This window comes from Streptomyces sp. NPDC110618 (assembly GCF_055657065.1).
In genome coordinates this window covers 122840-145068 of record NZ_JBVKBN010000005.1, presented here as the reverse complement: position 1 = coordinate 145068, position 22229 = coordinate 122840, and the positions used below count along the sequence as shown (strand labels likewise).

Below are 22229 nucleotides of genomic sequence, written 5' to 3'. Positions count from 1 at the left end.
CTTCTCTCATCCACGCGCGGCCCCGCGACCGCGCGCGCCCAAGGGGGGCTCACCCATGTCCGCACCTCAGTCCGTCCTGCCCGTACGCGCCATGCTGGTGCTCGGCACCCGGCCCGAGGCCATCAAACTGGCGCCCATCGCCCGCTCCATGGCCGGCTCCGCCGACTTCGACCCGGTGGTCGTCACCACCGGACAGCACCGCGAGATGCTCCACCAGATGCTCGGACTGCTCGGTGTCACCAGCCGGATCGCGCTCGACGTGATGCGCAGCCGCCAGCAGCTCTCCGACCTGACCGCCCGGCTGGTCGCCGAACTCGGCGAGGTGATGCGGGAGCGGCGGCCCGACCTGGTCGTGGTGCAAGGGGACACCACGACCGCGCTGGCCGGCGCGCTCGCCGCGTTCTACGAGAAGGTGCCGGTCGCCCATGTGGAGGCCGGACTGCGCACCGGCGTCATCGACAACCCCTTCCCGGAGGAGCTCAACCGCAGCCTGATCGGCCGTATCGCCCGCTGGCACTTCGCCCCGACCGAGCGCGCCGCCCGCCACCTCACCGACGAGGGCGTGCCCAAGGAGCAGGTGTTCGTCACCGGCAACACCGTCATCGACAACCTGCTGTGGGTACTGGACCGGTCCACCGGCACCTCCGCCTTCCGCACCCGGGCCCGGAAGATCCTGGTCACCCTGCACCGGCGGGAGAACCAGGGCGAGCGGATGCGCGGCATGGGCCGGGCGCTGCGCCTGCTGGCGGAGCGCGGGGACGTGGAGATCGTGCTGCCGCTGCACAAGAGCCCGGCCGTACGGGAGGTGCTGCTGCCCGAACTCGACGGCCACGACGGGATCGCGCTGGTGGAGCCGCTGGACTACCTGGACTTCGCGGCCACCCTCGCCGACAGCGACCTGGTCCTCACCGACTCCGGCGGTATCCAGGAGGAGGCGCCGAGCCTCGGCAAGCCCGCGCTGGTGCTGCGCACCACCACCGAGCGCCCGGAGGCGGTGGAGGCGGGCGCGGCCCGGCTGATCGGCACCGACCCCGAGGCCCTCGTACGGCATGCCGGGGAACTCCTCGACGACCCGGTGGCGTACGGACGGATGGCGGGGGCGGGCAATCCGTTCGGCGACGGGCGGGCGGCGGAGCGCGTACTGGCCCAGCTCGCCGAGGACTTCGCGGCCGAAGTCCCGCTGGACGCGGCGGTCTGAGCCCATACTCGTCGGCATGACCCGCCCCCTGCTGCGCCGTCTGCTCCCGGCGGTGGCGCTCGTCGGCGTCCTGGCCGTCGCCCTGACCCAGTGCGGCTCCGACGACCCGCCACCGCCGTCGACGCCGTGGGCCGACGGTTCCGTGCACGGCCGCTGGCAGTCGGTGTTCAACGGGCACGGCACCAACTCGGGCGACGACGACTCGCTGACGCTGTCGCCGATGCCCGCGGAGGACCCGGGGACCACGCACGCGGGGCTGGTGGTGAGCACGGCGTCGTACGCGGACGTCCGGTTCGCGGCCCGGATGCGTACGGTCGAGCAGTTGCGCGAGCCCGACCCGAACCCCTGGGAGGTGCCGTGGCTGGTGTGGGCGTACACCGACCCGGAGCACTTCTACTACATCGCGCTCAAGCCCAACGGCTGGGAGCTGGGCAAACGGGACCCCGCCTACCCGGGCGGGCAGCGGTTCCTGGCCACGGGGCACCAGGAGTACGCGGTGGGCGACTGGTACGGGGTGCTGGTGGAGCAGCGCGGGGCGACGGTCACCGTCACGGTGGACGGGGAGCGGCTGGTGCGGTTCACCGACCCCGAACGCCCCTATACGAGCGGGAAGGTGGGGGCGTACACGGAGGACGCCACCGTGGAGTTCGAGGGGCTGGAGGTGGGTCCGTAAAGGCGACGGCGCCTGCCCAGTCGTCCGGTCGGGGACAGTGGGGCAGACGCCATCTGTGTTCCGTACGCCTTTGTACGGGACGTTTTCGGTTGTGCCGTCAGACCATCAGCGCGCGGTCGGTCGGGCGGATCGGGGCCGGCAGGTCGCTGGCACCGGTCAGGAAGCGGTCCACGCCACGGGCGGCCGAGCGGCCCTCGGCGATGGCCCACACGATCAGCGACTGGCCGCGGCCCGCGTCACCGGCGACGAACACGCCCGGCACGTTGGTCTGGAAGTCGGCGTCGCGGGCGATGTTACCGCGCTCGTCGAGGTCCAGGCCGAACTGCTCGACCAGGCCGTTCTCCCGGTCGGTGCCGGTGAAGCCCATGGCGAGGGTGACCAGCTGGGCGGGGATCTTGCGCTCGGTGCCCGGCTTCGGGGTCAGCTTGCCGTCGACGAACTCCACCTCGGTCAGGTGCAGCCACTGGACGTTGCCGTCCTCGTCGCCCTCGAAGTGGGTGGTGGAGACGGAGTACACCCGCTCGCCGCCCTCCTCGTGCGCGGAGGTGACCTTGTACAGCATCGGGAAGGTCGGCCACGGCTGGGTGACCGGGTTCCGCTCGTCGTTCGGGCGGGGCATGATCTCCAGCTGCGTCACCGAGGCCGCGCCCTGGCGGTGGGCGGTGCCCACGCAGTCGGCGCCGGTGTCGCCGCCGCCGATGACGACGACGTGCTTGCCCTCGGCGGAGATCGGGGCGGTGACGTAGTCGCCCTCCTGGACCTTGTTGGCCAGGGGCAGGTACTCCATCGCCTGGTAGATGCCCTTCAGCTCCCGCCCGGGGACGGGGAGGTCACGGGCGGTGGTGGCACCGACGGCGAGGACCACGGCGTCGTACCGCTTGCGCAGCGCGGTGGCCGGCATGTCCCGGCCGATCTCGACGCCGGTGCGGAACTTGGTGCCCTCCGCGCGCATCTGCTCGATACGGCGGTTGATGTGCCGCTTCTCCATCTTGAACTCGGGGATGCCGTAGCGGAGGAGACCTCCGATGCGGTCCGCGCGCTCGTAGACGGCGACGGTGTGACCGGCCCGGGTCAGCTGCTGGGCGGCGGCGAGTCCGGCGGGTCCTGAGCCGACGACCGCGACGGTCTTGCCGGACAGCCGCTCGGGCGCCTGCGGGGAGACGTCACCGGTCTCCCACGCCTTGTCGATGATCGAGACCTCGACGTTCTTGATGGTGACCGGCGGCTGGTTGATGCCGAGCACACACGCCGACTCGCAGGGGGCCGGGCAGAGGCGACCGGTGAACTCCGGGAAGTTGTTGGTCGCGTGCAGCCGCTCGGAGGCGGCGGCCCAGTCCTCGCGGTAGGCGTAGTCGTTCCACTCCGGGATCAGGTTCCCGAGCGGACAGCCGTTGTGGCAGAACGGGATACCGCAGTCCATGCACCGGCTGGCCTGCTTGCTGATGATCGGCAGCAGCGAGCCGGGGACGTAGACCTCGTTCCAGTCCTTGAGCCGGACCTCGACGGGGCGGGACTTGGCGACCTCGCGCCCGTGGTTGAGAAAGCCCTTGGGATCAGCCATTGGTCGCCGCCTCCATCATCTTCTCGGTGATCTCGGTCTCGGAGAGACCGGCTCGCTCGGCGGCGTCCTTGGCGGCGAGCACTGCCTTGTACGTGCTGGGGATGATCTTGCTGAAGCGCTCGGCGGCGGCGTCCCAGTCGGCGAGCAGCTTCTCGGCGACCGTGGAGCCGGTCTCCTCGGCGTGGCGGCGCACCACGTCGTGCAGCCACTGCTTGTCGTCCTCGGAGAGCGCCTCTACGGCGTCCAGGTTGCCGGCGTTGACGTTGTCCCGGTCGAGGTCGATGACGTAGGCGATACCGCCGGACATGCCGGCCGCGAAGTTGCGGCCCGTCTCGCCGAGGACGACGGCGTGACCGCCGGTCATGTACTCGCAGCCGTGGTCGCCCACACCCTCGGAGACCACCAGGGCACCGGAGTTGCGCACGCAGAACCGCTCACCGGTCCGGCCGCGCAGGAACAGCTCTCCGCCGGTGGCGCCGTAGGCGATGGTGTTGCCCGCGATCGTCGAGTACTCGGCGAGGTGGTCGGCGCCCCGGTCCGGGCGGACGATCACCCGGCCGCCCGACAGGCCCTTGCCGACGTAGTCGTTGGCGTCGCCCTCCAGGCGCAGCGTGACACCGCGCGGGAGGAAGGCGCCGAAGGACTGGCCGGCGGAGCCGGTGAAGGTGATGTCGATGGTGTCGTCGGGCAGGCCCGCGCCACCGAACTTCTTGGTCACCTCGTGGCCGAGCATGGTGCCGACCGTGCGGTTGATGTTGCGGATGGCGACCTGGGCGCGCACCGGCTGGGCGTCGGTGGCGGAGTCCGCGGCGAGCGCGTCGGCGGCGAGCTTGATCAGCTCGTTGTCGAGCGCCTTCTCCAGGCCGTGGTCCTGCTCGATGAGCTGGTGGCGCACGGCGCCGTCGGGCAGCTCGGGCACATGGAACAGCGGGGCCAGGTCCAGGCCCTGCGCCTTCCAGTGGTCGACCGCGCGGGTCACGTCGAGCGCCTCGGCGTGACCGACGGCCTCCTCGATGGAGCGGAAGCCCAGCTCGGCGAGGATCTCGCGGACCTCCTGCGCGATGAACCGGAAGAAGTTCACCACGTACTCGGCCTTGCCGGCGAACCGGTCGCGCAGCACCGGGTTCTGGGTGGCGATGCCGACCGGGCAGGTGTCCAGGTGACAGACGCGCATCATGACGCAGCCGGAGACGACGAGCGGCGCGGTCGCGAAACCGAACTCCTCGGCACCCAGCAGCGCGGCGATGACCACGTCACGGCCGGTCTTGAGCTGGCCGTCGGTCTGCACGACGATGCGGTCGCGCAGGCCGTTGAGCAGCAGGGTCTGCTGGGTCTCGGCCAGGCCCAGCTCCCAGGGGCCGCCCGCGTGCTTGAGTGAGGTCAGCGGGGAGGCGCCGGTGCCGCCGTCGTGGCCGGAGATCAGCACCACGTCCGCGTGCGCCTTGGAGACACCCGCGGCGACCGTGCCGACGCCGACCTCGGAGACCAGCTTCACGTGAATCCGCGCCTGCGGGTTCGCGTTCTTCAGGTCGTGGATCAGCTGGGCCAGGTCCTCGATGGAGTAGATGTCGTGGTGCGGCGGCGGGGAGATCAGGCCCACGCCCGGCGTCGAGTGACGCGTCTTGGCGACCCACGGGTAGACCTTGTGGCCGGGCAGCTGGCCACCCTCGCCGGGCTTGGCGCCCTGGGCCATCTTGATCTGGATGTCGTCCGCGTTGACCAGGTACTCGGAGGTCACACCGAAGCGGCCGGAGGCGACCTGCTTGATGCTGGACCGGCGCGCCGGGTCGTACAGGCGCTCCGGGTCCTCGCCGCCCTCACCCGTGTTGGACTTGCCGCCCAGCTGGTTCATGGCGATGGCGAGGGTCTCGTGCGCCTCCTTGGAGATGGAGCCGTACGACATGGCGCCGGTGGAGAAGCGCTTGACGATCTCGGAGACCGGCTCGACCTCCTCGATGGGGATCGAGGGGCGGTCGGACTTGAAGCCGAACAGACCGCGCAGCGTCATCAGGCGCTCGGACTGCTCGTTCACGCGGTCCGTGTACTTCTTGAAGATGTCGTAGCGGCCGGAGCGCGTCGAGTGCTGGAGGCGGAAGACCGTCTCCGGGTCGAACAGGTGCGGCTCGCCCTCGCGGCGCCACTGGTACTCGCCGCCGATCTCCAGCGCGCGGTGCGCCGGGGCGATGCCGGAGGCCGGGTACGCCTTGGCGTGGCGGGCGGCGACCTCCTTGGCGATGACGTCGATGCCGACGCCGCCGATCTTGGTGGCGGTGCCGTTGAAGTACTTCTCCACGAAGGACTCGTCGAGACCGACGGCCTCGAAGACCTGGGCGCCGCGGTAGGAAGCGACGGTGGAGATGCCCATCTTCGACATGACCTTCAGCACGCCCTTGCCGAGGGCGTAGATCAGGTTGCGGATGGCCTGCTCGGGCTCGATGCCGGGCAGGAAGGTGCCGGCCCGGACCAGGTCCTCGACGGACTCCATCGCCAGGTACGGGTTGACCGCGGCGGCGCCGTAGCCGATGAGCAGGGCGACGTGGTGGACCTCGCGGACGTCACCGGCCTCGACCAGCAGGCCCACGTGCGTGCGCTGCTTGGTGCGGATGAGGTGGTGGTGGACGGCCGCGGTGAGCAGCAGCGAGGGGATCGGCGCGTGCTCGGCGTCGGAGTGGCGGTCCGACAGGACGATCAGGCGGGCGCCGTTCTCGATGGCGGCGTCGGCCTCGGCGCAGATCTCCTCGATGCGGGCGGCGAGGGCGTCGCCGCCGCCGGAGACCCGGTACAGGCCGGACAGGGTCGCGGCCTTGAAGCCGGGCATGTCGCCGTCGGCGTTGATGTGGATGAGCTTGGCCAGCTCGTCGTTGTCGATCACCGGGAACGGCAGGGTGACGCTGCGGCAGGACGCGGCCGTCGGCTCCAGCAGGTTGCCCTGCGGGCCGAGGGAGGAGCGCAGCGAGGTGACGAGCTCCTCGCGGATGGCGTCCAGCGGCGGGTTGGTGACCTGCGCGAACAGCTGGGTGAAGTAGTCGAAGAGCAGCCGCGGGCGCTCGCTGAGCGCGGCGATGGGCGAGTCGGTGCCCATCGAGCCGATCGGCTCGGCGCCGGCCTTGGCCATCGGCGCCAGGATGATCCGCAGCTCTTCCTCGGTGTAGCCGAAGGTCTGCTGGCGGCGGGTGACCGAGGCGTGGGTGTGCACGATGTGCTCACGCTCGGGCAGGTCCGACAGCTCGATCTCGCCGGCCTCCAGCCACTCCTGGTAGGGGGCCGCGGCGGCGAGCTCGGCCTTGATCTCGTCGTCCTCGATGATGCGGTGCTCGACGGTGTCGACGAGGAACATCTTGCCGGGCTGCAGGCGGCCCTTGCGGACGACCTTGGCGGGGTCGATGTCCAGGACGCCGACCTCGGAGCCGAGGACGACGAGGCCGTCGTCGGTGACCCAGTAGCGGCCGGGGCGCAGACCGTTGCGGTCGAGCACGGCGCCGACCTGGGTGCCGTCGGTGAAGGTGACACAGGCCGGGCCGTCCCAGGGCTCCATCATCGTGGAGTGGTACTGGTAGAAGGCGCGCCGGGCCGGGTCCATGGAGTCGTGGTTCTCCCACGCCTCCGGGATCATCATCAGCACGGAGTGCGGCAGCGAACGGCCGCCGAGGTGCAGCAGCTCCAGGACCTCGTCGAAGGAGGCGGAGTCGGAGGCGTCCGGGGTGCAGACCGGGAAGACGCGCTCCAGGGCCTTGCCGTCGGTGCCGAACAGGTCGGAGAACAGCTGCGACTCACGGGCGCGCATCCAGTTGCGGTTGCCCTTGACGGTGTTGATCTCACCGTTGTGCGCGACGAAGCGGTAGGGGTGCGCGAGCGGCCACGACGGGAAGGTGTTCGTGGAGAACCGGGAGTGCACGAGCGCGATCGCGGAGGCGAACCGGCGGTCGGAGAGGTCCGGGAAGAAGGGCTCCAGCTGGCCGGTGGTCAGCATGCCCTTGTAGACGATGGTGCGGGCCGACAGCGAGGGGAAGTAGACCCCGGCCTCGCGCTCGGCGCGCTTGCGCAGCACGAACGCCCTGCGGTCCAGGTCGATACCCGTCGAGACGCCGTCGCTGACGAAGATCTGGCGGAAGACCGGCATCGTCGAGCGGGCGGTGGCACCGAGCAGCTCGGGGGCGACGGGGACCTCGCGCCAGCCGAGGACGGTCAGGCCCTCTTCGGCGGCGATGGTCTCGATCTGCGAGACGGCGGCCTCGGCCCCGTCCTCCGGCAGGAAGGCGATACCGACGGCGTAGGCACCGGCCGCGGGCAGCTCGAAGCCGGCGACCTCACGGAAGAAGGTGTCCGGGACCTGGGACAGGATGCCCGCGCCGTCACCCGAGTCGGGCTCGGAGCCGGTGGCACCGCGGTGCTCCAGGTTGCGCAGAACCGTGAGCGCCTGCTCGACCAGCGCGTGGCTCGCCTCGCCGGTGAGGGTGGCCACGAAGCCGACGCCACAGGCGTCGTGCTCGTTGCGGGGGTCGTACATACCCTGCGCAGCAGGGCGAGCATCCATGAACGACCAGTTCTGGCCATTCGCGGAATGCTGGGACGGCTGGCGCGGCGTACGCATCGGCTCTCCCGTCGTCGTCAGTGGCATTTAGCTGGTGCCGAGGGACGACGTTGGCCCTCTGCGTGTGATCTGCGCTGAGATCAGCTGAGATCAAAATTTCGTGCAGGTTACATGATGGAGCGATTCTCGGGAACCGGATATACCGTTCCAACATGCGGACACCGCGGGTGGCGGCGAGGCCGCACGCAGCGGCCGAAAAGTATGGGGACCGACTAGGACAAGATCGATCAGATCGGTGGCCAGTCGGCAGTGGCGAGGGGGGCGTCGTCGCCCACCTCGCACAGGTGCGCGGCAGGCACCATTGCCCACAGCGCTTACGGCTCATGCCCGGTGGTTAAGCATTCGAAACCAGCGAGTAACGGCTACTTATGCGGCCCATCGCATAAGTTCCAGCCTGCCTATCCTACGGCCGTTCCGAAGAAGCTTCCCAGGGCGTACGTCACACCGGCCGCCGCACCACCCAGGGCAAGCTGCCGCAAACCGCTGTACCACCAGCTCCGCGCGGTCACCTTGGCCACGACGGCACCGCAGGCGAAGAGCCCGACGAGGGCGAGCAGTACGGCGGGCCACAGCACGGTGGCGCCGAACAGATAGGGCAGTACGGGCAGCAGGGCGCCCAGCGCGAAGGAGCCGAAGGACGACACGGCGGCGACGGCGGGCGAGGGCAGGTCGCCCGGGTCGATCCCGAGCTCCTCGCGGGCGTGTATCTCCAGAGCCTGCTCGGGATCCCGCGACAGCTGCCGCGCGACCTCGTCCGCCAACTCGGCATCCACTCCCCGGGACCGGTACAGGGCCGCCAACTCGGCCTGCTCGTCCTGCGGGTGCTTGCGCAGCTCGCGCCGCTCGACATCCAGCTCGGCCTCGACCAGCTCCCGCTGGGAGGCGACGGACGTGTACTCCCCCGCGGCCATCGAGAAGGCACCGGCGGCGAGCCCGGCGAGACCGGTCAGCACGACGGTCTGGTGACTGACCTGCCCGCCGGCGACGCCGGTCATCAGGGCGAGGTTGGAGACGAGACCGTCCATGGCACCGAAGACGGCGGGGCGCAGCCAGCCGCCGTTGACGTCGCGGTGGGTGTGGTTGTCCCGATGGGCCACGTGGAGCGCGGCCTCGGTCTCGATGATGGCCATTGGGTGCGGTTCCCCCTACGGAATGGAGCTTAGGAAAGGCTAACTTTGGACGGAGTCCAACCTTTTACAACCCCAAAGCTACTCTCCCGATTCCCCCTCCGCCAGCAAGGAAAGGCTGGGCTAACCTGCGGTTTTGCAGGATTCCGCTCATCCGATAGATAAGCCGCACAGATGTCGACCGGGTGACGCTGACCCCGCCCAGGCCATCCCTCCCCCCCTCCCGTGGCACAGATCCGCAAAGGGCTCCGCTGCCCCGGGAGCCCCCAAGGAGAGGCCGCGTATGGCATCGATCGCCTGCATCCCCTCGGTCCCGGCGCCGGGGGACGCCGCCGGGCTCCGCGACCGGGGGCGCGGCGCGCTCCTGGGACTTGCGGTGGGCGACGCGCTGGGCGCCCCCGCGGAGAACATGAAGCCCTCGGAGATCCGGGCCCGCTGGGGCCGCATCACCGGCTACGTCACGGACCGCCCGTCGGGTACGGACGACACGGAGTACGCGATCTTCTCCGGCCTGCTGCTGGCCCGCCACGGCTCCGCGCTCACCCCGGCGCACGTGGAGGCGGCGTGGCACGAGTGGATCGCGGACCGGGAGGAGGGCCCGTTCCGCGGCGCGGGCTTCAGCGAACGCGGCACGCTGGAGAACCTCCGCCGGGGCCTGGCGGCGCCCATCTCGGCCCAGCACCGGCACGCCTGGAGCGACGGCCTGGCCATGCGCGCGGCCCCGTTCGGCGTCTACGCGGCCGGCCGCCCCGCCGAAGCGGCCCGCCTGGTGGCCATCGACGGCTCGGTGAGCCACGACGGGGAGGGCATCTACGGCGGCCAGGCGGTGGCGGCGGGCGTGGCGGCGGCGATGGCCGGGGCACCGACGGTGGCGGTGGTGGCCTCGGCCCTGGCCGTCATCCCCGAGGACTCCTGGACAGCCCGCTCCCTGCGCCGAGCGGCAGCGGTCGCCCACCGCGGCGAACGGGCCGTCCGCTCCGCGGTGGTGATCGGCGGCTACCCCTGGACCGACCTGGCCCCCGAGGCGGTGGCCCTGGCCTTCGGCGCGTACGCGGCGGCCGACGGCGACTTCGTCCAGTCGGTCCTGACCGCCGTGAACATGGGCAGGGACGCCGACACGACGGCGGCGGTGGCAGGCGCGCTGGCCGGAGCGACCCAGGGCGAGTCGGGGATCCCCCCGGCCTGGTCGGCCCCCATCGGCCCGGCGAGGGGCACCTGCCTCCCCGCGATGCGCGGCCACCACGTCCTCTCGGTAGCAGACCTCCTGACCCCACCCCCCACTCCGAGGGAGACCCCTAAATGCCCCCCGAGCCCCTAGCAACGGCCCCGGACGACCCGCCGTTCGAAGACCTCACAGCGCTGGACATCACCCCCCAGCCCGATCCAGCCCGTCCGGCGCTTGAGGACGAGGCCGTCCGGGCCGATCCCCCACCCACCCACAGAAACACCACCCACCCACCCCAGGCACCCCCAGCCCGTCCGGCGCTTGAGGACGAGGCCCGTTCAGGGCCGACGGGGGTCCAGGGGGCGGAGCCCCCTGGTGGGGTCGAAGGGGCGAAGCCCCTGGAGGTGGGACGGGTAGGGGCGGCGGGGGCGAAACCCGCCGGAACACGCACCCGCCGCATCGAAGGCCTCCTCCTCGGCCTCGCCGCAGGCGACGCCGCCGGCTGGCCGGCAGCCCGCCACCGCGCCGCCCGCATGCCGGAATGGACCCGCCGCCTCACCCGCGAACTGGACACCTTCGCCGAACAGAACGCCACCACCACCCTCCCCGTCCCCATCGCCCTCAACCAGCCCCCCGAACCCCTCCGCCTGGGCCCCTCCGACGACGCCGAATGGGCAACCTTCGCCGCCGAAGCAGTACTCCGCGCCGGCGACGACACCGCCCTGGGCGACCTCAGCAGACACCGCCGCATGCGCGCGGCCATCGACCTCACCTGGAACGCCATCGCCAGCGAGGTCGCCGCCGCAGCGAACCGCGCCCCCGAGATCGAATCCGCCGTCCTCCCCCTCCGCGCCCGCATCTCCGTCCGAGCAGGACTCGGCAACCTCGCCACCGGCCTGCGTCCACCCGCCACCGGCCACGACAACCCCCACTACTTCGACGACGCCGCCTGCGTAAGAGCCTGCGTCCTCGCCGTGGCCCACCCCGGCGACCCCGAACTCGCCGCCGACCTCGCCGAGTTCGACGCCCGCTACACCCAGGACGGCGACGGAGTCCACGGCGCCCGCGCCATGGCCGCCGCCCTCTCCCTCGCCCTGACCGGCGCAGCCCCGGACGCCTGTGTCACCGCGGCCCTGGCGGAACTCCCACCGGCGACGGAGATCGGCCGCAACGCCCGCCACGCCCTCGCCCTCGCCGACGCCGCCGAGAGCACCTTCGCCCTGATCCCGCACCTGGAACACCAGATCGTCGACCACGTCTACAGCTACGGCATCGCGGCCGCGGAAACCGTCCCCGTGGCCCTCGCCCTGACAACGGCCGCCCGGGGCCGTATCGCCGAAGCGGTCCCGGCCGCCGCATGCCTCTCCCGCGTGGCCGACTCCGCCCCCGCCCTGGTCGGCGCCCTCACCGGCGCCCTGTGCGGCGGCGCGCGGATCCCCGCGTCCTGGCGCGACGCCTGCCGCGTCCTGTCCGGCTGCGCACTGCCCCGCCTCACCGGTACGGACCTCGTGGAACTCGCCGAACTCCTGGAAGCCGCACAACCGGCCACGACAGGAGGATGATGCGCCCCATGAAAACCGGAAGAACCCCACCAAATCACTCACTACCCCCCACACCCACCCTCGACGACCGCATCACCTCCGCCCTCGTCGGCGCCGCAGTCGGCGACGCCCTCGGCGGCCCGGTGGAGGGCTACTCCCCCGACCAGATCCTGGAACGCCACGGCGGCCGGATCCACGGCATCGTCGGCCCCTGGAACGGCGACGCCTGGCGCACCGCCCGCCCCCTCGCCCCGTACCACAAGGGCGACGGCCACGTCACCGACGACACTTTGCTGACCCACGCCCTGATCCGGGTCTACACCGAGGTCCGCGACCACCTCGACGCGTACGCGATCGCCGACCACCTGGTCCCGGACCTGATGGACAACCCCCGCTGGATCCCGGAGTTGGAGGCGGAGGCACTCCCCCTGCACCGCGTCTTCCTCGCGGAGAAGTGGCTGGTGGCCCGTCTCCACTACGGCCACGTCGACCCCCGCGAGGCCGGCACCGGAAACATCGTCAACTGCGGGGCGGCGATGTACATGGCCCCGGTCGGCCTGGTCAACGCGGCCAACCCGCACGCCGCCTACGCCGAGGCCCTCGACATCGCGGGCGCCCACCAGTCCTCGTACGGCCGTGAGGCGGCCGGCGTCTTCGCGGCGGCGGTCGCGGCGGCCTGCGCGCCGGGCGCGACCCCGGAGTCCGTCGTCGACACCTGCCTCGCCCTCGCCAAGGACGGCACCCGCGAGGCCATCGAGAAGGTCTGCGAAGTCGCCGCCCGGCACGGCGACTTCGAGTCGGCGCTGACCCCGCTCCGGCAGGCGGTGGCGCCGTACGACACGGTCGGCCCCGACTACCGCTCCCCCTCCCTCGGCGCCCGCCGCCCCTCCCGGCTGCACGCCATCGAGGAACTGCCCGTCGCGCTCGGCATGTTGCTGGTGGCATCCGGCGACTACCGGCAGACCGTGCTCGGCTCGGTGAACTACGGCCGGGACTGCGACTCCATCGCCACCATGTCCGGCGCCCTGTCCGGCGCGCTGGGCCGGCCCGTGCCCGAGGACTGGGCGAAGCAGGTGGCCGACGCCAGCCGCCTCGACCTGTGGGAACCCGCCCGCACCCTCGCCGCCGTGGCGCGCGAGATCTTCGACCGTGACGTACAGCGCCGCCGCGCCCACGAGCGCGCCTTCACCGCTCTCGGAGGTCCCGAATGCTCCGACTGACCTGGGTCCAGCCCGAGGACCTGATCGGTCACGAACTGCGCCAGGCGGCCCTGGACGGCCGCGAGCCCTCCCGGATCGCCAACCGCTGGAGGGCGGCGGGCGGCCTCGACGCACCCGCGCGCTCGGGCGCGTCCCCCGACCGCTCCTCCCGCTACCTCCGCCTCCTCGCCGAGGACCTGCTCGACGAACTCGCCGACCTGCCGAGCAGCCTGGCGGACCACGAGCCGACCGACCTCGCCGCCATCAGGGCCGCCTGCCGGGACTGGCCGACGCCCAAGGCCACCCCCCAGACCACCCCCGAAAGCACCCCCCGGGCCACCCCCGAAGTCACCCCGGACCGCTACGAGGCGGCCTGGCTCGGCCGCGCCGCCGGCTGCCTGCTCGGCAAACCCGTCGAGAAGCTCCCCCTCGACGCCATCCGCGGGCTCGCCCGCCCCACCGGCAACTGGCCGCCCACCACGTTCTTCACCGCCAGGGGCGTCCCCGAGGACCTGCTGCTCGCCCACCCCTGGAACCGTCGCTCGGCCGGCACCTCCCTCGCCGAGAACATCGACGGCATGCCCGAGGACGACGACCTCAACTACCCCCTGCTCAACCTGCTCCTCCTGCGGCGCCACGGCCGGGACTTCACCACCGCCGACGTCGCCCGCCTCTGGCTGGACGAACTCCCCGCGGGCCGCACCTTCACCGCCGAGCGCATCGCCTACCGCAACCTGCTCACCGGCCTGGAACCCCCGCACACGGCCCGCCACCGCAACCCCTTCCGGGAGTGGATCGGCGCCCTCATCCGCGCCGACGTGCACGGTTGGACCAACCCCGGCGACCCGGGCTCCGCCGCCGAGCAGGCGCACCGGGACGCCACCCTCACCCACACCGCCAACGGCGTCTACGCGGCCATGTTCGTCGCCGCCGTCATCGCCCGGGCCGCGACCGGCGCCCACGACGTCCACGACTGCCTCGCCACCGGCCTGCGGGTGATCCCCCCGGCCTCCCGGCTGTACCGGGCGGTCCGCCACGCCCTGGAACTCGCCCACGAGCACGCGGACTTCGACACGGTCGTGGACCACCTCCACGCCACCTACGGAGCCGGCCACCACTGGGTCCACGCGATCCCGAACACCGCGCTCGTCGCCGCCGCCCTCACCCACGCGGACGGCGACTTCACCGGCTCCGTCTCCCGTGCCGTGTCCGGCGGCTGGGACACCGACTCGGGCGGCGCCACCGCGGGCAGCGTCGCCGCCCTTCTCGCCGGGCACCCCGGCGCGCTCCCCGACCACTGGACGGCCCCGCTGAAGAACCGGCTGGCCACCTCCGTCGGCGACTTCAACGGCACCGGCTTCGACACCCTGGCCCAGCTCACCCACCGGGAGACGGTCCGCCCATGAACCAAGCCCCGCTGACCGGACTGCGCGTCCTGGACCTCGCCACCCTGTTCGCCGGACCGCTCGCCGCCACGGCGCTCGGCGACTTCGGCGCGGAGGTCATCAAGGTCGAGCACCCGGACCGGCCCGACCCGTCCCGCGGCCACGGCCCGGCCAAGGACGGCATCGGGCTGTGGTGGAAGCACCTGGGCCGCAACAAGCGCGCCATCACGCTGAACCTGTCCACCCCCGGCGGCCGGGACACCCTGCTGCGGCTCGCCGCGACCGCCGACGTGATCATCGAGAACTTCCGCCCCGGCACCCTGGAGAAATGGGACCTCGGCTGGCCCGAGCTGTCGGCGGTCAACCCCCGGCTGGTGCTCACCCGCGTCACCGGCTTCGGCCAGTTCGGCCCGTACGCCCACCGCCCCGGCTTCGGCACCCTCGCCGAGGCGATGAGCGGATTCGCCGCCCTCACCGGCGAGCCGGACGCGCCGCCGACGCTGCCGCCGTTCGGCCTCGCGGACTCGATCGCCGGCCTGGCCACGGCGTACGCCGTTCTCACCGCGCTCGCCGCCCGCGACCGCACCGGCGAGGGGCAGGTCGTCGACCTCGCCCTGATCGAGCCGATGCTCTCGGTCCTCGGCCCCCAGCCCACCTGGTACGACCAGCTCGGCTACGTCCAGCAGCGCACCGGCAACCGCTCCGCGAACAACTCCCCGCGCAACACCTACCGCACGGCGGACGGCAGCTGGGTCGCGGTCTCCACCTCGGCGCAGTCGGTCGCGGAGCGCGTGATGCGCCTGGTGGGCCGCCCCGATCTGGTGGAGGAGCCCTGGTTCGCGACGGGCGTGGAGCGGGCCCGGCACGCCGACGAACTCGACGAAGCGGTCGGCGGCTGGATCGCCGAGCGCACCCGCGACGAGGTGCTCGCGGCCTTCGAGAAGGCGGAGGCGGCCGTCGCCCCCATCCAGGACGTGCGCGACGTGATGACGGACCCGCAGTACCAGGCGCTCGACACCATCACCACCGTCGACGACCCGGAGCTCGGCCCGCTGCGCATGCAGAACGTCCTCTTCCGGCTCTCCGCGACCCCCGGCGCGATCCGCTGGACCGGCCGCCCGCACGGCGCCGACACCGACGAGGTGCTCACCGAACTCGGCCTGACCCCGGCCGAGGTGACGGCCCTGCGCGCGGAGGGCGCCGTATGACGATCCCCCTGACCTGGCTGTACGTACCCGGCGACCGGCCGGACACGGTGGCCAAGGCGCTGCGGACCGGCGCCGATGTCGTGGTGGTCGACCTGGAGGACGCGGTCGCCCCCGACCGCAAGGAGTACGCCCGCGACGCCACGGCCGAACTCCTCTCCGACCCCCAGCCCCTGCCCCTGCCGGTCCACGTCCGGGTGAACGCCCTGGACGGTCCCCTGGCGGCAGCCGATCTGAAGGCCCTGGCGCACCTCGTCGGCGTGGCCGGGCTGCGGCTGCCCAAGGTCACCTCCCCCGAACAGATCCTCAGGGTCGCGCGGTGCACCCCCCACCCGCTGTACGCCCTGCTGGAGTCCGCCCTGGGCGTCGAGCACGCCTTCGCCATCGCCGGGGCCCATCCCGCCGTCCACGGCATCGCCCTGGGCGAGGCGGATCTCAGGGCCGATCTCGGGGTACGGGACGACGCGGGCCTGGACTGGCCGCGCTCCCGGGTGATCGTCGCCGCCCGAGCGGCGGGTCTGCCGCCGCCGCCCCAGTCCGTGTACCCCGACACCCGGGACCTGGCGGGCCTCGCGGCGAGCTGCGCCCACGGCCGCGCCCTGGGCTTCCTGGGCCGGGCGGCCGTCCACCCCCGCCAGCTCCCGGTCATCGAGCGGGCCTACCTGCCCACGGAGGAGGAGCTGGCGCGGGCGGAGGCGATCGTGAAGGCGGCCGCGGCGCACGAGGGTGCGCAGGCGCTGCGCGACGGCACGTTCATCGACGCGGCGGTGGTGGCGGCCGCCCACCGCATGCTCTCCCTCGCCGCCCGCCGCGGCTGAACGCGGCGAAGGGCGCCCGGAGTGCTCCGGGCGCCCTTCGCCGTCGTACGACCGTCGGTCAGCCCTTGTTGGCCGACCCGGCCTCGTTCTTGGCCCCGGACTCAGCCGCCTCGGAGGAATCGGCGTCCTCGGAGGACTTGGTCAGCTCCACGGGGTCCGACGCCTCGGCGGCCCCGTCCTTCTCCGCGTCACCGGAGTCCGAGGACTCCACCGCCGGGGCCGCGCCCGGCTCCACGACCTCTTCCCGGCCGGGCCGCTTCTTGGCGGAGACCACGATGTAGGCCACCGCGAGCAGGAAGACGATCACCGCGGTCCAGTTGTTCAGCCGCAGACCCAGGACGTGGTGCGCCTCGTCGACGCGCATGTACTCGATCCAGAACCGGCCCACGCAGTAGGACGCGACGTACAGCGCGAACGCCCGCCCGTGGCCCAGCTTGAAGCGCCGGTCGGCCCAGATGACGAGCAGCGCCACACCCACGCACCACAGCGACTCGTACAGAAACGTCGGGTGGTAGGTGCCCGGCTCCCGGCCGTCCGTGGAGGAGGTGATCTCCAGCGCCCAGGGCAGGTCGGTGGCCTTGCCGTACAGCTCCTGGTTGAACCAGTTGCCCCAGCGGCCGATGGCCTGGGCGAAGGCGATACCGGGGGCGACGGCGTCGGCGTAGGCGGGCAGCGGGATGCCACGGCGGCGGCAGCCGATCCACGCGCCCAGCGCGCCGAACGCGATCGCGCCCCAGATGCCGAGACCGCCCTCCCAGATCTTGAAGGCGTCCACCCAGTCACGGCCCTCGCTGAAGTACAGCTGGTAGTCCGTGATCACGTGGTACAGACGCCCGCCGATCAGGCCGAAGGGGACGGCCCACACCGCGATGTCGGCGACCGTGCCGGCCCGGCCGCCGCGGGCGATCCACCGCTTGTTGCCGAGCCAGACGGCGACGAAGACGCCGATGATGATGCAGAACGCGTAGCCGCGCAGCGGGACGGGTCCGAGGTGGATCACTCCGCGCGACGGGCTGGGAATGTAGGCAAGTTCCATGGCAAGGTCGACGCTACCCTGCCGGGCCCCGCACGCGACGGGCAGCCCGGCTACGGCTCCATAACAGGCGGCCCCGAAAACTAGCTCTTGGCGGCCTCCTGCACCTGCTGCTTCAGCTTCTGGGGCGTCATCGACTGGTCCTGGTAGATGTTCTTGCCGTTGAGCAGGACGGTCGGGGTGCCGGAGAAGCCGCCGCTGCGGAAGGCGTCGTTGGACTTGGCCACCCAGGAGTTGTGCGTGCCGTCCTCGACGCACGTGCGGAAGGCGGGGGTGTCCAGGCCGTCGACCTTGGCGGCCAGCTCGAACAGCTTGCTGTTCTGGGAGAAGGCGTCGTCGGTCTCGGGCGGCTGGTTCTGGTAGAGCACGTCGTGGTACGGGACGAACTTCCCTACGTCCTGGGCGCAGGCCGCCGCGTTCGCGGCGTTGCGGGAGCCGGTGCCGCCCAGATTGCCGTCGATGATCGTCGCGAGGCGGTACTCGACCCGGAGCTGCCCGGCGTCCGTCAGCTCGTGGATGGTCGAGCGGTAGGCGTCCTCGAAGGCCTTGCAGGCCGGGCAGCGGAAGTCCTCCCAGACCACGAGGGTCGAGGGGGCCTCGTCCTTGCCGACCGGGATGGCCAGGCTGTCCTCGCCCTGCGCGCCCGAGGGCGCCACGACCGGTCCGGCGGAGTCGCTGCCGTCGTCCTTGCCGGTGTTGGCGGCGATCACGCCGATCACCGCGGCGAGCCCCAGCACGCAGACGACGCTGGCGCCGACGATCAGCGCGCGCCGTCGCCTCTCCGCGGCCTTCTGCTTCTCACGCTCGATCGCCAGCCGCTCCCGGGCGGTGCGCTTTCCCTCACGGTTCTTCTCGCTCACACCCCGGAAACGAACCGGGGAGGCGCGCAGCGCCTCCCCGGTCCCAGGTCCACCCGTTCGAGTTACGCGGTGCCTCGCACACCCTTGGCGAGTTCCCCTGCGAGGGTGCGCACGGCCGCGATCCCGGCGGCGTGGTCGGGCGCGTCCAGCATCCGCTTGACGAAGGCCGAGCCGACGATGACGCCGTCGGCGAAGGTGGCGACCTCGGCGGCCTGCGCGGCGTTGGAGACGCCGAGCCCGACGCAGACGGGCAGGTCGGTGCCGGTGGCCCGGGTCCGTTCCACCAGGTCCTGGGCCTGTGCGCCGACCGACTCGCGGGTGCCGGTGACGCCCATCAGCGAGGCGGCGTAGACGAAGCCGCTGCCCGCCGCGGTGATCTGGGCGAGCCGCTCGTCCTTGCTGCTCGGCGCCACCACGAAGACGGTCGCGAGACCGTGCTTCTCGGCGTGCTCGCGCCACAGCGCCGACTCCTGCACCGGCAGGTCGGGCAGGATGCACCCGGCGCCACCGGCCTCGGCCAGCTCGGCGGTGAACCGCTCGACGCCGTAGCGGTCGATCGGGTTCCAGTACGTCATGACCAGCACCGGCTTGCCGGTGGCGGTGTGGGCCTCGCGGACCGTGCGCATCACGTCGGCGATCTTCACGCCGCCGCGCAGGGCGATGTCGTCGGCGGTCTGGATGACGGGGCCGTCGAGGACGGGGTCGCTGTGCGGCAGACCGACCTCCACGACGTCCGCGCCGCCGTCGAAGACGGCCTTGATCGCCTCGATGCCGCCGTCCACGGTCGGGAACCCGGCCGGGAGGTAGGCGATGAGCGCGGCGCGGCCCTCGGCCTTGGCGGCGGCGAGGGTGTCGGACAGCAGTTGGATGTTCCCGCTCACTGGGCGTCCCCCTCGATCTCGGCGGTGTCGGCGGCGTTGGCCGGGACCTCGGCGTCGGTGCCCTGGTCGTACAGCCCGAAGTAGCGGGCGGCGGTGTCCATGTCCTTGTCGCCGCGGCCGGAGAGGTTGACGACGATCAGCCCGTCCTTGCCCAGCTCCTTGCCGACCTCCAGGGCGCCGGCCAGCGCGTGGGCGCTCTCGATCGCCGGGATGATGCCCTCGGTGCGCGAGAGCAGCCTGAGGGCCTGCATCGCCGCGTCGTCGGTGACGGCGCGGTACTCGCCGCGGCCGGAGTCCTTGAGGTAGGAGTGCTCCGGGCCGATGCCGGGGTAGTCCAGACCGGCCGAGATCGAGTAGGGCTCGGTGATCTGGCCCTCCTCGTCCTGGAGCACGTAGGAGCGGGAGCCGTGCAGGATGCCCGGCTCGCCCGCGGTCAGGGTGGCCGCGTGCTCTCCGGTCTCGATGCCGTGTCCGGCGGGCTCGCAGCCGATGAGGCGGACGCCCTCGTCGGGGATGAAGGCGTGGAAGAGGCCGATGGCGTTGGAACCGCCGCCGACGCAGGCGACGGCCGCGTCGGGGAGGCGTCCGGCGCGCTCCAGGATCTGGCGGCGGGCCTCGACGCCGATGACCCGGTGGAAGTCGCGGACCATCGCCGGGAAGGGGTGCGGGCCCGCGACGGTGCCGAAGAGGTAGTGCGTGTGGTCGACGTTGGCGACCCAGTCGCGGAACGCCTCGTTGATCGCGTCCTTCAGCGTGCGGCTGCCGGACTTCACGGCGATGACCTCGGCACCGAGCATGCGCATACGGGCCACGTTCAGGGCCTGGCGCTGGGTGTCGATTTCGCCCATGTAGATGGTGCAGTCGAGGCCGAACAGGGCGCAGGCGGTGGCCGTGGCGACGCCGTGCTGGCCGGCGCCGGTCTCGGCGATGACCCGGGTCTTGCCCATGCGCTTGGTGAGCAGGGCCTGCCCGAGCACGTTGTTGATCTTGTGCGAGCCGGTGTGGTTGAGGTCCTCCCGCTTGAGGAAGACCCGTGCGCCACCGGCGTGTTCGGCGAACCGGGGCACCTCGGTGAGGGAGCTGGGGCGGCCGGTGTAGTTGACCAGCAGGTCGTCCAGTTCGCGGGCGAACTCGGGGTCGTGCTTGGCCTTGTCGTACTCGACGGCCACCTCGTCGACGGCGGCGACGAGAGCCTCCGGGATGAACTTGCCGCCGAAGGCGCCGAAGTAGCCCTCGGGGCTCGGGACTTGACCCTCAGGGTCGGGGATGAAGAAGTCGCTGGGCATGCGTGTACCTCACGGTGAGTGTGTTTTGAGTGCACTAATCGCCGTGGGGGCGGGGTCGATCGGCGGCTTCGGGCCGTCCGTGGTTCTTCGCGCTCGCGCGGCGGTAGCCGCACGTCGAACAGGGCCCCGCGCCCCTATGGGGCGCGCTGCCATCGACGGCCGTTGACCTGCCCCGGTTCGTCCCCGATGACGTACCGCACCCGGCGGCCGTGGACACGCCTCGCCGGGGCGCGGCAGCCCCGGGGGCGGCAGCCGCGCGCGAGGCGGGCGTGGCGGTCCACGGTCGTCATGGTGAGAGTCATCGGGGGTCAGCCTAGCGAAGTTCAGCCGCGCCCATGCCGCAGTGCCGGGTGCTCGCCCGCCGCCACCAGGTCCGCCACCGCGGACTTCGGGTCGCGGCCGGTGACCAGGGACTCGCCGACCAGGACCGCGTCGGCGCCGGCGTTGGCGTAGGCGATGAGGTCGTGCGGGCCGCGGACGCCGGACTCGGCGACCTTGACCAGGTGGTCCGGGATCTCGGGGGCGACCCGCTCGAAGGTGCCCCGGTCGACTTCGAGGGTCTTGAGGTTGCGGGCGTTGACGCCGATGATCTTGGCGCCCGCGTCCACCGCGCGCTCGACCTCGTCCTCGTCGTGCACCTCGACCAGCGGGGTGAGGCCGATGGAGACGGCGCGCTCGATCAGCGACTCCAGGGCCGGCTGGTCGAGGGCGGCGACGATCAGCAGCGCGAGGTCGGCGCCGTACGCGCGGGCCTCCCACAGCTGGTACGAGGTGACGATGAAGTCCTTGCGCAGGACGGGGATGTCCACGCGGGCGCGGACGGCCTCCAGGTCGGCCAGCGAGCCGCCGAAGCGGCGCTGCTCGGTGAGGACGGAGATGACGGCCGCGCCGCCCGCCTCGTAGTCGGCGGCGAGCCCGGCCGGGTCGGCGATGGCGGCCAGCGCGCCCTTGGACGGGCTGGAGCGCTTGACCTCGCAGATCACCTTGACGCCCTCGCCCTTCAGGGCGGCGACGCCGTCCTTGGCGGCGGGAGCCTTGGCCGCGCGTTCCTTGAGCTCGTCGAGGCTGACGCGCGCCTGCCGCTCCGCGAGGTCGGCACGGACACCGTCGATGATCTCGTCGAGCACACTCACGCGAGCGGCCCCCTTCCCGGTGCGAATACGAAAACGGGTGGTCACTGCGATGGTATCCGCAGGAGGGCGTAGGCCTCGCATCCGGTTGACGGCGGTCCCACTACCTGGACATTCACCTGATGATCAAGGATGGAGCCAGCCACCGAACGGCAGGTTCCGGACAACGGTGAAGACCAGCAGCAACGTGCCCAGCGTCCACAGGTGCACCGGGCCGAGTTCCAGCCGCAGGGGCCGTCCGCGGGCCGCGCGTACCACCCAGACGGTCCACAGCACGGCGAAGGCCAGATAGCCCAGTACGGCCGCCGCGTTGTTCTGCAGCGCGGCGGCGAGGTCGCCGTGGACGAAGGCGTGCGCGCTGCGCAGTCCCCCGCAGCCGGGGCAGTACAGGCCGGTCACCTGGAGCAGGGGGCAGGCCGGGTAGTGGCCGGGCTCGTTGGGGTCCACGCGGGCGACGTACGTGAAGGCGCCGGCCACGGCCGCGAGCACCCCGGCGGGTACGGCGAGCCGTCCGAGGGCGGCCGTGGCCCCGCGCCGGGTCACGCTGCGGCTGTCGGTGTTCACGCCTGGCATTCT

18 protein-coding genes are annotated in these 22229 nt (G+C 72.1%); 8 read left to right on the top strand and 10 right to left on the bottom strand.

All coding sequences use genetic code 11. The features are described from left to right. Window positions 1-55 precede the first annotated feature (55 nt). Window positions 56-1198: a non-hydrolyzing UDP-N-acetylglucosamine 2-epimerase gene (gene wecB, locus ACZ7L7_RS11740; protein WP_285513183.1), complete on the top strand. Its 1143-nt coding sequence runs from the start codon at window positions 56-58 to the stop codon at window positions 1196-1198. A gap of 16 nt (window positions 1199-1214) precedes the next feature. Beyond that, on the top strand, window positions 1215-1871 hold the full coding sequence (locus ACZ7L7_RS11735) for a 3-keto-alpha-glucoside-1,2-lyase-like domain-containing protein (RefSeq protein WP_471592320.1): 657 nt from the start codon (window positions 1215-1217) through the stop codon (window positions 1869-1871). A gap of 97 nt (window positions 1872-1968) precedes the next feature. On the opposite strand, the gene ACZ7L7_RS11730 is transcribed toward ACZ7L7_RS11735, so the two are convergent. The 3 genes from ACZ7L7_RS11730 to ACZ7L7_RS11720 all read right to left on the bottom strand — a co-directional run bounded on the left by ACZ7L7_RS11730 (window position 1969) and on the right by ACZ7L7_RS11720 (window position 9153). Further along, on the bottom strand, window positions 1969-3432 hold the full coding sequence (locus tag ACZ7L7_RS11730; RefSeq protein WP_285513181.1) for a glutamate synthase subunit beta: 1464 nt from the start codon (window positions 3430-3432) through the stop codon (window positions 1969-1971). After that, the gene (gene gltB, locus ACZ7L7_RS11725) at window positions 3425-8023 is read right to left on the bottom strand and encodes a glutamate synthase large subunit (RefSeq protein ID WP_471592319.1); all 4599 of its coding nucleotides are present in this window, start codon (window positions 8021-8023) and stop codon (window positions 3425-3427) included. The genes ACZ7L7_RS11730 and gltB overlap by 8 nt, the downstream gene beginning before the upstream one ends. 398 nt (window positions 8024-8421) lie before the next feature. Further along, window positions 8422-9153 (bottom strand): VIT1/CCC1 transporter family protein, encoded by a 732-nt coding sequence (locus ACZ7L7_RS11720; protein ID WP_453605307.1) that lies wholly within the window; start codon window positions 9151-9153, stop codon window positions 8422-8424. Between the two features lie 280 nt (window positions 9154-9433). Here ACZ7L7_RS11720 and ACZ7L7_RS11715 point away from each other — a divergent pair, with 280 nt between their 5' ends. The 6 genes from ACZ7L7_RS11715 to ACZ7L7_RS11690 are packed head-to-tail and all read left to right on the top strand — an operon-like array spanning window position 9434 to window position 16463. Beyond that, window positions 9434-10468 (top strand): ADP-ribosylglycohydrolase family protein, encoded by a 1035-nt coding sequence (locus tag ACZ7L7_RS11715; protein WP_285513178.1) that lies wholly within the window; start codon window positions 9434-9436, stop codon window positions 10466-10468. Next, on the top strand, window positions 10450-11877 hold the full coding sequence (locus ACZ7L7_RS11710; RefSeq protein WP_471428223.1) for an ADP-ribosylglycohydrolase family protein: 1428 nt from the start codon (window positions 10450-10452) through the stop codon (window positions 11875-11877). The genes ACZ7L7_RS11715 and ACZ7L7_RS11710 overlap by 19 nt, the downstream gene beginning before the upstream one ends. A gap of 8 nt (window positions 11878-11885) precedes the next feature. Then, window positions 11886-13076 (top strand): ADP-ribosylglycohydrolase family protein, encoded by a 1191-nt coding sequence (locus ACZ7L7_RS11705; RefSeq protein ID WP_472075676.1) that lies wholly within the window; start codon window positions 11886-11888, stop codon window positions 13074-13076. Next, entirely contained in the window at window positions 13064-14461 is a 1398-nt protein-coding gene (locus ACZ7L7_RS11700; protein WP_472075674.1) for an ADP-ribosylglycohydrolase family protein, read from the top strand. The genes ACZ7L7_RS11705 and ACZ7L7_RS11700 overlap by 13 nt, the downstream gene beginning before the upstream one ends. Further along, the gene (locus tag ACZ7L7_RS11695; protein ID WP_285513175.1) at window positions 14458-15648 is read left to right on the top strand and encodes a CaiB/BaiF CoA transferase family protein; all 1191 of its coding nucleotides are present in this window, start codon (window positions 14458-14460) and stop codon (window positions 15646-15648) included. The genes ACZ7L7_RS11700 and ACZ7L7_RS11695 overlap by 4 nt, the downstream gene beginning before the upstream one ends. Next, on the top strand, window positions 15645-16463 hold the full coding sequence (locus tag ACZ7L7_RS11690; RefSeq protein WP_472075672.1) for an HpcH/HpaI aldolase/citrate lyase family protein: 819 nt from the start codon (window positions 15645-15647) through the stop codon (window positions 16461-16463). The genes ACZ7L7_RS11695 and ACZ7L7_RS11690 overlap by 4 nt, the downstream gene beginning before the upstream one ends. A 58-nt stretch (window positions 16464-16521) precedes the next feature. Here ACZ7L7_RS11690 and lgt read toward each other — a convergent pair whose 3' ends face one another. The 7 genes from lgt to ACZ7L7_RS11655 all read right to left on the bottom strand — a co-directional run bounded on the left by lgt (window position 16522) and on the right by ACZ7L7_RS11655 (window position 22226). Further along, entirely contained in the window at window positions 16522-17499 is a 978-nt protein-coding gene (gene lgt / locus ACZ7L7_RS11685; RefSeq protein ID WP_285513173.1) for a prolipoprotein diacylglyceryl transferase, read from the bottom strand. Between the two features lie 80 nt (window positions 17500-17579). Next, a complete protein-coding gene (locus tag ACZ7L7_RS11680) occupies window positions 17580-18356 on the bottom strand; it encodes a DsbA family protein (RefSeq protein ID WP_471428218.1) in 777 nt (258 codons plus the stop codon). 62 nt (window positions 18357-18418) lie between these two features. After that, window positions 18419-19237 (bottom strand): tryptophan synthase subunit alpha, encoded by an 819-nt coding sequence (trpA, locus tag ACZ7L7_RS11675; RefSeq protein WP_285513171.1) that lies wholly within the window; start codon window positions 19235-19237, stop codon window positions 18419-18421. Continuing rightward, entirely contained in the window at window positions 19234-20523 is a 1290-nt protein-coding gene (gene trpB, locus ACZ7L7_RS11670) for a tryptophan synthase subunit beta (protein ID WP_453603399.1), read from the bottom strand. The genes trpA and trpB overlap by 4 nt, the downstream gene beginning before the upstream one ends. 134 nt (window positions 20524-20657) lie before the next feature. Beyond that, window positions 20658-20825 carry a tryptophan biosynthesis modulator TrpM gene (gene trpM / locus ACZ7L7_RS11665; protein ID WP_285513169.1) on the bottom strand — a complete coding sequence of 56 codons (168 nt, stop codon included), beginning with the start codon at window positions 20823-20825 and terminating at the stop codon, window positions 20658-20660. Window positions 20826-20846: 21 nt separating this feature from the next. Continuing rightward, complete coding sequence (gene trpC / locus ACZ7L7_RS11660) at window positions 20847-21656, bottom strand: indole-3-glycerol phosphate synthase TrpC (RefSeq protein WP_285513168.1); 810 nt, start codon at window positions 21654-21656, stop codon at window positions 20847-20849. 123 nt (window positions 21657-21779) lie between these two features. Next, window positions 21780-22226: a DUF2752 domain-containing protein gene (locus ACZ7L7_RS11655; RefSeq protein WP_285513167.1), complete on the bottom strand. Its 447-nt coding sequence runs from the start codon at window positions 22224-22226 to the stop codon at window positions 21780-21782. Between the last annotated feature and the right edge of the window lie 3 nt (window positions 22227-22229).